A 14,897-nucleotide genomic window follows, 5' to 3' on the forward strand; every position below is an offset into this window, starting at 1 on the left:
TGCTGTTATGCGCACATGTCTAGGCGAACTCAGAGCGTCAGACGCAGCTCAGCGCCTATGGTGCGAGGCGTGAGCGTGTGTATGCGTAGTGCGCCCGGCTGCCCAATGAGCAGCCCCGTTCCCACCGCATCCAACTGCCCCATTGTATTGTTCAGATTATCGACAAATACCGTCAATGTATATCGGTCGAGTTTGACACCAGCACGCACGTTTACTGTCATGAAGTCATCTAATGTTTGCCGGGTGGTAGGCTCTATTACTTTGTCGCGATACGTCAAGTCTGCCCGGCTGAAGAAAGACTTGCGCTCAGAAATGGGCACTTCATAGGCAATGGAGCTAGAAACGGTCCAGGGCGGAGCCAAAGGAAGGCGATCCCCTTTCACCGCCCCGGCTTGAGGCGTGTCCTGACCGACGCGAGCATCAAGATACCCCACGGACATATCAACTGATAGTCGTTCAGATGGCCGCAACGTGGCAGAAAGTTCGAACCCATCGATCGTTGATCGGCCTATATTGGCTCCCAAATTGAAGCCACATTGAGGCAGAAAGACGTTCTGCTGCTGGTTCTTCCAATCGATACGGAAAGCAGCGGCTTCGAAGCTTAAAGAGCCATCGCGCGTGTTGCCTTTTGCGCCGACCTCATAATGCCACAGGTTGTCAGATTGGAATGTCGCTGGCGCACTGTCATAGCCAAGGGCTTTAATTTCCGCGTTGCATGAGGCTGGAATTGCAACGATATTGTTCGCGCCGCCACGCCGGAAGCCCTTGCTTGTAGATCCGTAGACCAACAAATTAGCGCCAGGTTTGTAAGCGAGCGCGAAGTGCGGATTGATACCGTCATCCTTTGAACGCAAGATGCTTGTTGGCGCGGCCAATAGTCCAACACGCTCATCACGGTTATGGAACGTGTTTCTGAAGTAACGCCCACCAGCGGTAAATGTTAGCTTATCAGCGATGTTCCAATTCAATTCGCCAAATGCGCCGAGTTCCCGCGTTATGGAAAGGCTCTTTTGATCGATCAAGAGATCATTCGCGACATAAGCAAAGCCAAGCGCATCGTTAATCACTCGCGAAACGCCAGGCGCGCTCCAATCAAACGTGCCGGTTTGGCGCGTATGCTGATAAAAGAGCCCAACCTGCCAATCTACGTTGTGGTGCCCCGATGACGACATCCGCAGCTCTTGGGTGAATATATTGCGGTCGTTCTGGTAAATATTGGTCGTTGGCTCGTTCCAGCCCGCCCCAAACCCAGACAGGATCGCCTTCAAGAAGTACGTAAAATCTTCTTTATTCTGAACTTTGTACCAAGTCTGGGAAGTGTTGCTTTGTATGCTGGCGAAATCCCCCAGATCGTAGCTAGCCGTAAGCGAGGCGTTGTGAAATTCGGCCGTGCTCGGTTCAGCGGCAAAGGCACCCGAAATCAAATTACGGCCCAGCGCCTGGCTTACAGGAACGTCCCATTCCGAACGCGCATCGACCTTCGCCTTTTCAAAGATGTAGCCAGCGATCAATTTCAGCGCGCTATCGGGCGAAAAGAGCAACGAAGCGCGTCCCCCATAAGTTCGTTCGTCGTCCTCGTTTCTCCGCAATGCCCCTTCAGGAACTGACGTGAGATAGGGCTCCGGCAAGTTTTGCGCACCGGGCAGACGATCGATTGTTCCCTCTCGATGGAGCCCATAGCCCGTGATGCGTAGTGCCAGCTTATTCTCCACAAGGGGCAGATTGACTGCGGCATCCGCGCGAAAATTGAATCCGCCCCCCTTGGTGTCGGACAGTTCAATACCGCCGGTGGTCTCGGCCGCATCCAATTTGGCCTTACGTGTTTCAACCTTGATCAGCCCGCCCAATGCACGTGCGCCGTAAAGCGTCCCTTGGGGGCCCTTCAGTATCTCGACACGATCAATATCGAATAGCTTGAGATTGATGCTTCCGACTGGAGTATCATCAATGTAAAAACTGACGGGAGGATCACTGAGGCCGCCATTTACCCCTCGGATTGACAGCGTTACCCCCTCTGCGCGGCTGCTTGTCGGCCCCCGAGTACTGAACGACAGTCCGGGAACTCGATTGGCATAGTCTTCGAAGTTTTCCGCTCCGATAGCCGTTAGCTGATTTCCTCCCAGCGCTGTGATGCTGATCGGGACGTCCTTCAACCGCTCCTCGCGCTTCCTCGCCGTAACGACGATATCAGACCCGACAGCTGCGGCAGGTGTCGACGGTGTAACTGGTTTGGCAACGCCAGGCGTACTCGCGACGACGCCGAAGACTGCAGCTACGCCTGCGGCGTGTAACAACGCTACTTTACGCCTGTCGCAAGCTCGATTTTCTTTTAATTTCACTTTGAAGAACTCCCTGAAGCACGGTTCTTATGACCGTATGCGTTTTGGCGTATTCTTGCCTTTCTGATAGCTAATGCCAGTTTGGGTATCTCGTTTAACCTACAGGCATTATTCAGGACGTCGGTCCAGATAGTTCATGCCGCACTAGAATTACCATAGAGATAGATCAGAGCATCATTCATCGCTGGGATGAAAGTGGATGTATGTGTTCCGCCATCGTAGACCTTTGATGACCATGTCAGACGGGACGATGCACTTTGCTGCAATGCGCTAATAATGCGGTTGTAGTTCCGCCCCATATCCTCGTAGAAATCGACACCCGCTGCCATCTCTTTCGACCCCATGGACAAATACATCTTGGTTGGATGAACGAGCGGCTGCTTCAACGTATTCCGAAAGCGCGCGACATGGTCGGTCGTTGTCGTGAATATTCCCGGGCTACCAAGCCAGTAACGGTTGAACAGCTTCGACTGGGATATAAAGGCGTAGAATGCAAAAGTACCACCGAAAGAGTCGCCAATGATTCCAGCAGGCCGATCACTCGTATTGTATTTTCGCCGGATTATTGGATCGAGCTCGTTCTCCAGGAACGAAAGAAACTTGTCAGCACCGCCAGGCACGATTTGGGGTGTCTGCTCAACATATTTGGCAAGCGATGGCGGAACCGCGTCGCGCATCGTATAATCTCGGTTACGCCCATTGGTGGCATTTACAGGATAGTCCACCCCAACAAGCAGAACCGGTTTGTAGCCGGGATTAACAATGTCAGCGGATTGTAGCATGCAGATCGTGGCAGCGGGCCCTAGCGCAAATGCACCGTCGAGGACATATACCACATCGAGTGGCGCCCCGGCCGCGCCTGCTCGAAGCGGGTCAACATTGGGGTGCGACCACACACCAATAGCCATTTTATCGCCCACCTCTTTCGACAAGAGGTGGAATGCTTCGCTGCCCCTCAATGGCCAGGCGGCGCCTGTGCTCCGCAGAGCTGCCGCCGAATCATTATTAGCGGTTGCCTGAGAGGTTTGAGAGGCCCCTACGATAGCTGCCGTGGCTAACCCACCTTCGAGAAACTGTCGTCTTCCCATCATTGATTTTACCTAACCCTTCCTAACGTCGCACCCTCCCGTTTGGACACCGGAAGCGGTTCGCACGCGGCGGGCCATTTCCTCCGAGCATTAGCAAGTTGGCGTGCCGTTTATTGACACTAAAAAGGGCCGATTGCCTGGCCGCGTCGTTCGCTTGAACGACAATCAGCTAAACGTATCACTTCGTGTTGATATGTCAACAAAGGAGCGGAGGCTATTGTTCTGTGTCTGCGGCCATCGTACGAGCAGCAACCAAAAAGCAGAAGCCGCCGGGAAGAAGCGCTGTGAACGCGATCACCATTGCTATCCGCAGGCCCATCGCCGAACCGTACAAATGTCCGAAGCTATCGCTGATCACGCCGGTAAGCACCGGACCGCCCCCGAGACCTATGGAATTCATCATGAAATATAACATGGCAATCGCGGTGGCGCGGCGGCGTGACCCACAGACAATATGAATTCCGGCAAAGAGTGGAGGCCCTGCGCTAAACATAAGCGACCCGCCAATCGTAGAGCCAATCGTGAAAATAAGAAGGCTATCAGTGAGTAGCGCGGCGAGGTAAAAAGGTAGCGCCCCAAGCAACAGCCAGCCTGTAAGCAGAGGGATGTTCGCAGCGCCACGGCGGCCCAATCTGTCAGTGCAATAACCACCGATTATGGCGCCTGCGATGGCGGTAACGGTCGATATCATGCCATAAACGGTGCCAGCTCGCGCCAGCGGCATGTTAAAGCTGCGGACTAAGTGAGACAGGATGAAAATCAGCGCGCCATAACTCACGATCCCGAAGAAGACCCCACCTGCAACTTGCCAATTGAAGCTCGGCTTGCTGTAGAGCGCTCCAAGTGATGGCTTGAGACTTTCCCGCTCGTGATGGTCGAGCGGTCGCTGGATCATTTTTCTCGGCTCTCGAAGTACTAGGTGAACTACGACAACTATCGACAGACTACTTAATCCGAAGCTTATAAACATCGGCCGCCAGCCGTATTCGCTCGCTATATGCGTGCCACCGATCAGCGCAACGGCGTATCCGGCAACGGCGGCCATGATGAATATCCCTAACGCCCGGCCCCGGGTACTGGGAGGGAAATAGTCTGCGATTAAGCTCTGGGATGTTGGAAGGGCACCCGCTTCACCACCGCCGACCGCAAGACGCGCCAGGAACATTTGCGTAAAGTTCTGAGCCACCCCGCAAATTGCCGTCATCAGACTCCAGAATGTTATCGATATGGCGATGATCTTCTTTCGGTTCCCGCGATCAGCCAATCGTGCGATAGGAAGCCCCAAGGTGGCGTAGAACAACGCAAATGCGACGCCGGTAAGCAACCCCATCTGCGTGTCGGTGGCCTGAAACTCCGCTTTAATGGGTTCGATGGCGACTGCCATGATCTGGCGATCGACATTGCTGACCGTCGAAACAAGGAACAATGCTGCGAGCATGCCCCAGCGCCGGGAAGTTGAAAATAGCAACCACGGATGAGTTGCGGGGACGCTCGTTCGAGGGGTTTGCATGGCAATCAGCTCGGCGAAAAAATCTTGCCGGGATTGAATATCCCGGCTGGATCAAGAGCGTGCTTGATTTGACGCATGACATCCACGCCCTCGCCCAACTCGTCTATCAGCGCAGTTTGCTTTCCAAGACCGATGCCATGCTCGCCCGTGCAAGTCCCATCCATTGCCAAGGCCCGAGCCAAAAGACGCTTATTGATTTCTTCCACTTCTTTGCGTTCGTCTGATGAATGTGGATCCAATGCAAAACATACATGGAAGTTACCGTCTCCTACATGGCCGCATATTGTGGCGGGCAAGGAGCAACTGACGAGATCGAGCTTCGTCGCTGAAATGCATTCGGCGAGCCGGCCGATGGGCACACAGACATCAGTTGCCCATCCAACAGACCCTGGTCGCAGCCCAGTCGTAGCCCAATATGCCTCGTGCCGCGCTTTCCACAGACGCGAACGCTCTTCCGGAAGCGAAGACCAATCGAAAGACCCACCACCGTTGGCTTCGGCGAGCTCACGAACGGTCGCGACCTGCTCGTCCACGGACGCCTGGGATCCATGGAATTCGAAGAATAAGGTTGTGATCTCCGGGTAGCTCGTCTTCGACCAGAGGTTGACGGCGTGCATCTGCTTGTCGTCCAGGATTTCTACCCTCGCGAGCGGGACGCCAAGCTGAATGGCCTGGATTACCGTCATTGCCGCACCCTCGATGGTCTCAAAGCCACAGACGGCAGCCGAAATGACCTCAGGAATTGGGTGAAGGCGTAGCGTCACTTCGGTGATAATGCCCAAAGTACCCTCAGCACCGACAAAAAGACGTGTGAGGTCATATCCGGCTGCCGATTTGCGTGCCCGCCGGGCGGTCCGGATATCGCGACCGTCAGCCGTGACCACCCTCAAGCTCAATACGGCTTCGCGCATCGTGCCGTACCGCACGGCATTCGTTCCTGACGCTCTGGTGGACGCCATGCCCCCTATCGTCGCATCGGCACCTGGGTCCACGGGAAAAAACAATCCCGCATCCCGCAGATAATTATTTAGCGCGACGCGCGTTACCCCCGCCTCGACTGTCACATCGAAATCCTCCGAGTTGACCGTCAGGACCCGATCCATTCGGCTCATGTCGAGCGATATGCCTCCTTCGATCGGTAAGGCATTACCCTCCATCGATGTGCCTGCACCGAAAGCGGTTAGCTTGATCTGATACTCGGTGCACAAACGGACGACGAAGACGACCTCTTCCGTGCTTTGGGGGAATACCACGGCATCGGGAAGGTAGTCGGGAAAATGGCTCTCGCTCTTACCATGCTGGGAACAGATCGTCCGAGAGTAGCTAACACGGTCTCCAAGCCGATGATCAAGCGCGGTGCGCGCTTGATCCGGCAAGCCTTGGACAGTCCCAGTATTTGGCGAGTTGTTCATTTCTACGCTCCGAAAATGTTTGGCTAACGGGTCAGCCGAGGCGGTTTTTCACGATCTCGCCCGCACGCATGATCAGATCTAGGTTGCCACCATCGGCTGCAAGCAATCCGATGTTTTTCAGCGGATCTCCGTCAACGACGATTATATCCGCGTAGGCATCCGCCTGAATGCAGCCCAACTTCCCCTCGTGCATAAGTATCTCAGCGCCTATAGAAGTTGCTTGGCGGAGCATTTCTATCGGAGTAAAAACTTCAGAACGAAATTCGAATTCCCGGCATTGCTGGTTATAGGTGGATCCAAGCAGATCGGTTCCAAAGCCGAGCTTTACGCCTGCCGCCCGCATGTGCTCTAGCCCTTCAATCGCCGCGCCTGCGGCGACTTTGAGCTTAGCAATATTGTCCGCGCCCATGCCTAATTGAGCACCAACTTCCATGTTGACAAAAATTACGGACATCGTGGGAACCACGTAAACCCCTCGCTCCGCAACCCAGGTCGCCGTTTCGCCATCAATAAGCGTTGCATGCTCAATACAGCGAACGCCGAACTCAACGGAACGGCGGATAGCGCTGATGGGGTGGCAATGCGCGGAGACGTAAGTGCGCCGCTCCATTGCCTCGTTCACAATTGCGCGAATTTCATCTTCACGAAATTGGTTCATCCACATCGGGTCGCTTGGAGACATCACGCCTCCAGATGCGGTAATCTTCAAAAAGTGCGCGCCACGACGCAGTTCTTCTCGCGCGGCCCGGATGCAGGCATCGACCCCGTCAACGACAACGCCACCCCAGTTCATCGACCCACACGAACAATAGCCGTGATGGTGATGTTTTTCGGTCGGCGTTCGGTAATCCACGTGCCCCCCCGTCATGGACAGGACCTTACCCGCGTAAAAAAACCTTGGACCACGAATCAAGCCGTCCGCAAGGGCCGACGCCAATGGATAATCACCACCACCGGTGTCCCGGACGGTCGTGAACCCACAATCAAGCGCGTGGCCAAGCTTCTTAATCGCATGAGCCGTCCGATATGGAGCGTCACGTCCATCGACTACTTTTGCATTGAGATCTGAGAAATACGCGTGAATGTGACAATCAATAAGTCCAGGCATCAATGTTTTTCCGGCCACATCGATCCGTCGAGCGTCACCGCTATTGATGACGCTTGCCGAAACCTCTCGGATCATATCGCCTTCTACTAGGACGGACATCCCATCTCGACATTCTTCCGACACGCCGTCGAAAATACGGGCATTCTCGAATATGGTTTTTTTCATGACAATTGATGCACCTCTGGCCGTGCTCCTAGCCCACAGGCCATGCACGGCGATCCTCTCGTCACCCCAGATGACATGCAATGAGTTGAGATGTCAACTTTCGGCGTGATTGAAAATCGCGCGTGTGTCATTGCCGCCATGACAGTGCCTGGACATTTGAGTTCAGGAACTAGCTGTTTGGTTGCGACACATCATTGGTATAATATAGGACGTCGTCGACTTTGGCCATACGATCGTCTGGCGCGGTGAGCTTCGCTGTCGTCGTCGATTATAGGCGCGGTTGAAGCCGGACAGCAGGATTTCGAGATCCGCGTGGCCGGCGACGTTGATGCGCAGCACCTCGCAGGCGATGCGGCCGTTGAAGCGCTCGACCATGCCATTGGTCTGGGGTGTGTAGGGCTTTGTCTTGCGATGACTGACCTTGATCTTGGCGCAAGTGCGTTCAAAATCGTCGGTGGTGAAGCAGGATCCCCGGTCGGTCAGGACATGGGTGATGCGGAAAGGGAACGCCTTCATGGGGGCATTGAGAAAGGTGATAGCGTTGGCGGTGTTCTCGGCGTCGTAGACGTCGAGATGGACGAACCGTGAGCAACGATCGATGGCCACATAGCCTTTTGTAGCATTTGCCGATGACGAAGCCCGACGATATCGCGCACCTTGTCGACGAACAGCGTGTCGCTCGATAGTTTGAAGGCCTGACTACGGTGCGGTTGCAACCCAAACGCGTTCCACATCCGGCGGATTGTAGTGTGCGAAAAGCCCGCCTCTGCCGCCATCGACCGGATCGACCAGTGGGTTGCATCGACAGGTGTGGCGCGCAGCGTCCGCTCAATGACCGCCTGAGAACGGCGGTGGAATACTCGGCCACGGTAGCGGCGGGATAGGTCCGCTGCGGGCGGCGTAAAAGTCGTCCACCTTGAAGCCTTTCTGCTTGGCAGGGAGGACTGGGGATTTTCAGCGTGGAACTCTATCTGAAGGTACGTCTGGCTTGTGCGGAAGGGCTGAGCCAGCGGAGCGCTGCAAAGCGTTTCAATGTGTCGCGCGACACGGTGCGCAAGATGTTGTCTTACTCGTCGCCACCGGGTTACCGGCGCCAGACGACGCCTGCCCGTCCAAAGCTGGACGGGTTCATCGCGACCATCGATGGCTGGCTTGATGGGGACCGTGGCGTTCCGCGCAAGCAGCACCATACGGCGAAGCGGGTTTTCGACCGCCTGCGCCAAGAGCATGGGTTCACCGGCGGCTATACGATCATCAAGGATTACATCCGGGAGCGAGAGCAGCGCAGCCGGGAGATGTTCGTGCCGCTGGCCCACCCGGCGGGCGACGCGCAGGCCGATTTCGGGGAAGCGTTGGTGGAGATTGGCGGGGTTACGCAGAAGGCGCACTTCTTCGTGCTGGATCTGCCGCACAGTGACGGGTGCTACGTCCGGGCGTATCCGGCTGCCGTGGCCGAAGCCTGGGTCGATGGTCACGTCCATGCTTTCGCCTTTTTCGGCGCGGTGCCCCGCTCAATCGTCTACGATAACGACCGCTGCCTGGTGGCGAAGATCCTGCCCGACGGTACGCGCAAGCGCGCATCGCTGTTCAGCGGGTTCCTGTCTCATTACCTGATCCGCGATCGCTACGCGCGCCCAGGCAAGGGGAACGAGAAAGGCAATGTGGAAGGGCTGGTCGGCTATTGCCGGCGCAACTTCATGGTGCCGATCCCGAAGTTTGAGACATGGGAGGCGTTCAACCTGTGGCTCGAGGAGCAGTGCCGCAAACGCCAGAGCGACAAGCTGCGCGGGGAGAGCGAGACGATCGGCGAACGCCTGGTGCGTGATCTGGCCGCGATGCAGCCCCTTCCAGCTTCGCCCTTCGAGGCTTGCGACCAGACCAGCGGACGTGTCTCGTCACAGTCCCTGGTGCGTTACAAGACCAACGACTATTCGGTGCCGGTGGCTTGGGGGCATCAGGAAGTCTGGGTCCGGGGTTATGTCGATGAGGTGGTGATCGGCTGCCGCAGCGAGGTCATCGCCCGGCATCCTCGTTGCTGGCAGCGCGAGGAGGTCATCTTCCAAGCACTCCATTATCTCCCGCTGATCGAGCAAAAGATCAATGCGCTGGATCAGGCAGCGCCGCTACAGGGATGGCAATTACCCGAAGCGTTCGAGACGCTGCGCCGATTGATGGAAGCGCGCATGCACAAGCACGGCAAGCGCGAGTATGTGCAGGTGCTGCGCCTGCTGGAGAGCTTCGATATCGCCGATCTCCAGGCGGCCGTTGAGCACGCCGTTGATCTGGGCGCCATCAGCTTCGATGCCGTCAAGCACCTGGTCCTGTGCCGGGTGGAGCGTATACCGCCCAAGCTGGACCTGGACATCTATCCGTTCCTCCCCAGGGCAAAGGTCGAGAAGACTATTGCCAGAGCCTATCTGACCCTGTTGTCTGACGGGCAGAAGGCAGCATGAGCGGCCAGCCTCCCGAGATCCTGCTCGCCCACCATCTCAAGGCGCTCAAGCTGCCCACCTGCCTTCGTGAGCATGAGAAGCTGGCCCGGCAATGCGCCGCCGAAGGCGTCGACCATATCCGCTTCCTCGCCCGGCTCATCGAGATGGAGATGATCGACAGGGAGCGTCGCATGGTGGAGCGGCGCATCAAGGCGGCGCGCTTCCCCGCCGTCAAAAGCCTCGACAGCTTCGACTTCACCGCCATCCCCAGGCTCAACAAAATGCAGGTGCTCGAGATGGCGCGATGCGAATGGATCGAGCGCCGTGAGAACGGCATCGCTCTGGGTCCATCGGGCACGGGCAAAACGCATATCGCTATTGGGCTCGGATTGGCAGCATGCCAGAAGGGGCTGTCCGTCGGCTTCACCACTGCGGCCGCCCTGGTCAGCGAGATGATGGAGGCCCGTGACGAGCGACGCCTCCTGCGCTTCCAGAAACAGATGGCGGGATACAAGCTGCTCATCATCGACGAACTAGGCTTCGTGCCACTCTCCAAAACCGGCGCTGAATTGCTGTTCGAGCTGATCTCACAGCGCTACGAACGCGGCTCGACTTTCATCACCAGCAACCTGCCCTTTGAAGAATGGACCGAGACCTTCGGATCCGAGCGTCTTACCGGCGCGCTGCTGGACCGGCTGACCCATCACGTCAGCATTCTGGAGATGAATGGCGAGAGCTACCGCCTCGCCCATAGCCGCGCCCGCAAGTCCAAAACCAACCCCTGAAAATCAGGCCAACGCCCGGGGGAGTGGCCCTCGGGCTACGCCCTCACGCCACTCCCCCGGGCGCGCGCCACAATGGCCTACTTTTACTCCGCCCCGTGGCCGACTTTTGCGCCGCCGTTGACATCCGCCGCGACCTGATCGTCATCGATCGTGCGCGGCCTGCTCGGGGCGGGCTTCGTCGAGCAACCCATCGATACGGTCAGCCAAAAAGCGGCGACGCCACTTGCCGACCGTGTGCTCGTGAACGCCAAGCCCGACCGCTACGACCTTGCTCTGCAAACCGTCGGCGCAGCGGAGAACAATCCGGCATCGTACCGAAAGCGAGCGCGATACGCGGTGCCGCCGCACCTGCCGCTCACGGTACTCACGCTCCTCCGCCGTCACTACCAACGGCTCAATCGGACGACCGTTCGAAAACACGCTCGCCATCGACGCCTCCCTCTCGGAAAACGCTCTATACATGTGACTTACTTCAGTTCCAGATCACTAATGCGTGGCATGCCCAAGGCCACGCCGCGCCGCTATTCCCAAAAAATTCCCTGTGAAACAAGTTTGTTTACGTTTTCCACATTAGTTAGAATTTTCTTCAAACACTCGTGAAATTGCGATTGTTCCGACTCTGTCAGCACACTGAGAAGGTATTTTTCACGCGCATACGTAAAGTGCGCTATCAAATTGAACAGTTCTTCACCTGCCTCCGTGATGGCCAATTTGTTTCGCGCGGCGTGATCAGGATCTTTTTGGGAACTGACTAATCCTAAGTCAACAACGCGATTCACCGCACGGCTTATAGCTGCCTTATCAAGCCCTAGGTTTTTCGCGAGCTTATTAGCGGCGGTGCCCGGTGAAGTTCCGACGAGAAAAATTACCCGTGCTTCTGTAACGCTGAGCCCTGTTCGCCTACGCAAGGCTGGGGCCGCCCCAGCAATGACGCGATTGTAGAGGAACGTGATGATGGCCAACGAGTGGTTCGCCAATTCATCATTAGCTGCGGGCTTTAACCTGACAGGGTCTGACTTCGCTTTAGACATGCGCCACCTATACATTGGCTGGCGCAGGAAGGAAGTTTGTTTCGATGGGACTATTCCACTGTGTCATTCCAGCCCAGTCAAAGTGTGGATGCATGCCTGGCAAACTGAGGCGAGGTAGTTTCCGTCGCGAGCACCGTAGCCTGTAGCGACCACTTCAAGGTGATCGATACTCGCCCACGAACCAGACTTCTCCCCGTGTCGGTGCCGGTTTGAGATGTTGCGGATGCACCGGGCAGCCATCGCTGACGCGGACGCACAGGGGTACAAATCATGCGGTGGAGCCGCCGCTTTGTACCCCCACGCCATGAACCGCTTTCCATGGCTTCTCGGCTAGTGCCTTCTTGCGCCAAGCGACTTGCCTCTGGTATGTGGTGCCAATGCGACAGGCCGTGGCCTGGGACTGCGAGGATCATTGCAACATTCGCTGGGCAAACCCTTCTGCCGGTAGGGTACGCTAACGCCCATGACACGCCGCGATCGTTCAGCGCTCTGCAGAAGCGCTCACTCGTGCAGCATCCATTAGCAGCCCTTTCGGAAGCTGCCTGCATTCCTCGCCTTAAAATTTCGAAAATCGAACATTTATTAAAGTACAGCTGGGGCTGGCGGCCCATCTGGGATGAAAACGCCAGCCGAAACGCGATTTTTCAGATGTACATTCTTACCCCTGGTTTGACTTCGGGCATGTAGTGCAGCGACGGCTTGCGATGCTGAAGATGTTCAATGAAGTAGTCCCACGTACGTTTGTGGAAGTAGGCTTCTGCAGAAAAACCGTGGTTTCGCCCTGGTAGTACAAGCTGATCAAAGGTCTTTCCGGCGTTGATCAGTGCCGTCGAAAAATGGAACAGCCCAGCCGGCTGTATATTTTCATCCAGATCGCCAACTACCAATAGCAGTTGTCCTTCAAGTCGATCGGCAAGGCGGCTAGGCGACATTTCCCAGTGATTGGAGGCCACTTCGTCCGGCCGGACCTTGATATGTCTTCCATCGCCATAGTCAGGCAGTCCAAAATAATTCTCATGCCCCGTCGGAGCCCAAGCAATGTCGTACATGCCTGCGGAAGACACGCCGACCTTGTAAAAGCTGGGCTCAAGCAGGAGCGCCGCGACCGTACCATAACCACCAAAGGAATGGCCGCGTACACCAACACGTGACAGATCCATCCACGGTCGAGTGGCAGCGACGTTTTCCAGCGCAGCGCGATGATGGACAATGCCCCACCGGTCTTCCGTGCCATAGGTGAGGTCATGAAAAGCTTTCGAGCGGTATGGCGTTCCAGGCCCGTCCAGAACTGCAACCACAAAGCCGAGATCGGCCAACGCATTCATGCCGTAGACAAAAGGTCCGTTTAGTCCCTCGGCGAAGCTGCGCGGTTGCGACAGAATTTGGGGGCCGCCATACAAATGCTGTACCACCGGATATGTTTTGTCAGGCTTGAATTGGCGCGGCTTGATCAGAACACCGTGAAGATCGGTCTCGCCATCTGCTGCCTTCGCCGTGAAAACCTCCGGTGGCTGCCAACCCGTCGCTTCGAGAGCGGTCACGTCAGTGCGGGCGATCTCCGCGACAAAGTTGCCATCCGCGTCACGCAGCACGAAGCGGGGCGCAAGATCCACACGCGACACAGCGTCAATGAAATAGCGCCCCGACGGGGACATCTGACTCAGTCCGGCCGGCCGCTTCAGAACACGTCCAATGATCGGGGTTGGTTCACCTGGAAATCCATGATCGGCATCGTCAGGGGTCAGCAACTTCAGCTCGGCATTGGGCGCATCCCCGTCTAAAGCGACTTTGTAGAAGTATCGATGATAAGGGTGCCGACCGGGCTCCCTGCCCACGGCCGTGAAAAACAAATGGTCGTCGGTGATCGCGATAATGTCGGCGACGGCCCAATTGCCTTGTGTCAATGGCCGAACCGCTCCGCTTGAGATACCGATCGCATATAGATGGCCCCAACCGTCGCGTTGGGAATACCAGATAATCTCGTCCCGACCCTTGCGTATGCGGACGTTCGCGAGATTGTAGAGATAGGTATTGAAATCAAAGAACGTTTGCGCCGTTTCCTCATGTACGATGCGGTACGCGCCGCTCGCGATCTCGATCTCAACGAGCGCTGCCAAAGTTGCATCGAGGTTTAGTGCAATTGCGTAGAGCAGGCACCCGTCATAGCTCCAATGAATGTCGCCCAGGTCAGGCCGCAGCGCAAGCCCGCTCGGCAGGGGATGCAGCGGCGTACGAGCACCCGAAGCCGCGTCGATGATGGCAAAGCTACGTTCACCCGCCTCCTCGCCTACAAGCTTGTGCCGGATGAAGTGCAACTTGGGTCGCACGCTACCGTCGGCAGGGACAAGCTCGAGATAGGGATAGGGTTCGAGCGCCCGTTCGTCCAGCCGCTCTGCCAGAATGAGCTTACCGTCAGGTGACCAGCAAAGATTGGTCGGCAGCGGCATACACTGACCTCGGTTCGAAGCGACCGTGCGCAAGTTGTAGTCGCTGCCTGCTCCCCAGGCGTTGAACTGCTCGCCGTCATCGGTAAGCGCGCGCTCCTCGCCATCCGGTTCACGGATCCAGAGATCATGATCCTTAAGGAAGAGCACCTGCCCGCCGGGGCCTTGAAGCTCACTCGGGAGCAGCGCTTTACGTGGTTCGACCGCACCATCCAGCATGTCGACACGGAACGTGCCGCTGTCCGTCGTCACATCGATTACGCGCTCGCCGTCCACGAAAGCGAAGTGACTAACCGGCAGCGCATCTCCAGAGGCATCGATATCAACGGTCTTGAGCGCGATCGCTAACCTAGCGTGATCAAAGGCCGGATTACTTTTGCCGGTCCGGGCATCGACAAGTTCAAAGCGATGCCCCCCCTCGTCTTCTAACCGAATCCAGAACCTGTCCTCCTCACCAATCCAGTGCGGAACAACATTGAGGTTGCGGACGAGATCGAGGATGGAGCCCGGCCAGAGGTCCACGGCGTATTGATACTCCTCGTTCGCGACCATCCGTCCGCCAGCTATTTTTAAATGATCCATG

General features: G+C 56.6%; 9 protein-coding genes and 3 pseudogenes. 2 read left to right on the forward strand and 10 right to left on the reverse strand.

Annotated features, from left to right (window positions below):
• Positions 1 to 29 precede the first annotated feature (29 nt).
• The 7 genes and pseudogenes from TQ38_RS19740 to TQ38_RS19770 all read right to left on the reverse strand — a co-directional run.
• Positions 30 to 2,339 carry a TonB-dependent receptor gene (locus TQ38_RS19740; protein WP_082057968.1) on the reverse strand — a complete coding sequence of 770 codons (2,310 nt, stop codon included), beginning with the start codon at positions 2,337 to 2,339 and terminating at the stop codon, positions 30 to 32.
• Positions 2,340 to 2,473: 134 nt separating this feature from the next.
• On the reverse strand, positions 2,474 to 3,271 hold the full coding sequence (locus TQ38_RS19745) for an alpha/beta hydrolase (RefSeq protein ID WP_162792314.1): 798 nt from the start codon (positions 3,269 to 3,271) through the stop codon (positions 2,474 to 2,476).
• 370 nt (positions 3,272 to 3,641) lie between these two features.
• Positions 3,642 to 4,865, reverse strand: coding sequence for an MFS transporter (locus TQ38_RS19750; protein ID WP_052506010.1), 1,224 nt, complete (start codon positions 4,863 to 4,865; stop codon positions 3,642 to 3,644).
• 77 nt (positions 4,866 to 4,942) lie between these two features.
• Positions 4,943 to 6,349: an FAD-binding oxidoreductase gene (locus TQ38_RS19755; protein ID WP_043980049.1), complete on the reverse strand. Its 1,407-nt coding sequence runs from the start codon at positions 6,347 to 6,349 to the stop codon at positions 4,943 to 4,945.
• A gap of 31 nt (positions 6,350 to 6,380) precedes the next feature.
• Positions 6,381 to 7,622 (reverse strand): amidohydrolase family protein, encoded by a 1,242-nt coding sequence (locus tag TQ38_RS19760; RefSeq protein WP_043980055.1) that lies wholly within the window; start codon positions 7,620 to 7,622, stop codon positions 6,381 to 6,383.
• A gap of 169 nt (positions 7,623 to 7,791) precedes the next feature.
• A pseudogene (locus TQ38_RS19765) lies at positions 7,792 to 8,273 on the reverse strand (DDE-type integrase/transposase/recombinase); the annotation flags it as partial.
• A pseudogene (locus tag TQ38_RS19770) lies at positions 8,258 to 8,458 on the reverse strand (IS630 family transposase); the annotation flags it as partial. The pseudogenes TQ38_RS19765 and TQ38_RS19770, both read right to left, overlap by 16 nt.
• Positions 8,459 to 8,581: 123 nt before the next feature.
• Between TQ38_RS19770 and istA the strand changes: the two are divergent.
• Both istA and istB read left to right on the forward strand, forming a co-directional pair.
• The gene (gene istA / locus TQ38_RS19775; RefSeq protein WP_082057705.1) at positions 8,582 to 10,075 is read left to right on the forward strand and encodes an IS21 family transposase; all 1,494 of its coding nucleotides are present in this window, start codon (positions 8,582 to 8,584) and stop codon (positions 10,073 to 10,075) included.
• Positions 10,072 to 10,839 (forward strand): IS21-like element ISSsp5 family helper ATPase IstB, encoded by a 768-nt coding sequence (gene istB, locus TQ38_RS19780; protein WP_043975819.1) that lies wholly within the window; start codon positions 10,072 to 10,074, stop codon positions 10,837 to 10,839. The genes istA and istB overlap by 4 nt, the downstream gene beginning before the upstream one ends.
• A 128-nt stretch (positions 10,840 to 10,967) precedes the next feature.
• Here istB and TQ38_RS19785 read toward each other — a convergent pair.
• The 3 genes and pseudogenes from TQ38_RS19785 to TQ38_RS19795 all read right to left on the reverse strand — a co-directional run.
• Positions 10,968 to 11,268 (reverse strand): annotated as a pseudogene (locus TQ38_RS19785) (helix-turn-helix domain-containing protein); the annotation flags it as partial.
• Positions 11,269 to 11,360: 92 nt separating this feature from the next.
• A complete protein-coding gene (locus TQ38_RS19790) occupies positions 11,361 to 11,870 on the reverse strand; it encodes a MarR family winged helix-turn-helix transcriptional regulator (RefSeq protein WP_162792315.1) in 510 nt (169 codons plus the stop codon).
• Between the two features lie 644 nt (positions 11,871 to 12,514).
• A complete protein-coding gene (locus tag TQ38_RS19795; protein WP_162792316.1) occupies positions 12,515 to 14,896 on the reverse strand; it encodes a prolyl oligopeptidase family serine peptidase in 2,382 nt (793 codons plus the stop codon).
• Position 14,897 lies beyond the last annotated feature (1 nt).

Origin of the sequence: Novosphingobium sp. P6W (assembly GCF_000876675.2) — a bacterium.
Lineage (GTDB): Bacteria > Pseudomonadota > Alphaproteobacteria > Sphingomonadales > Sphingomonadaceae > Novosphingobium.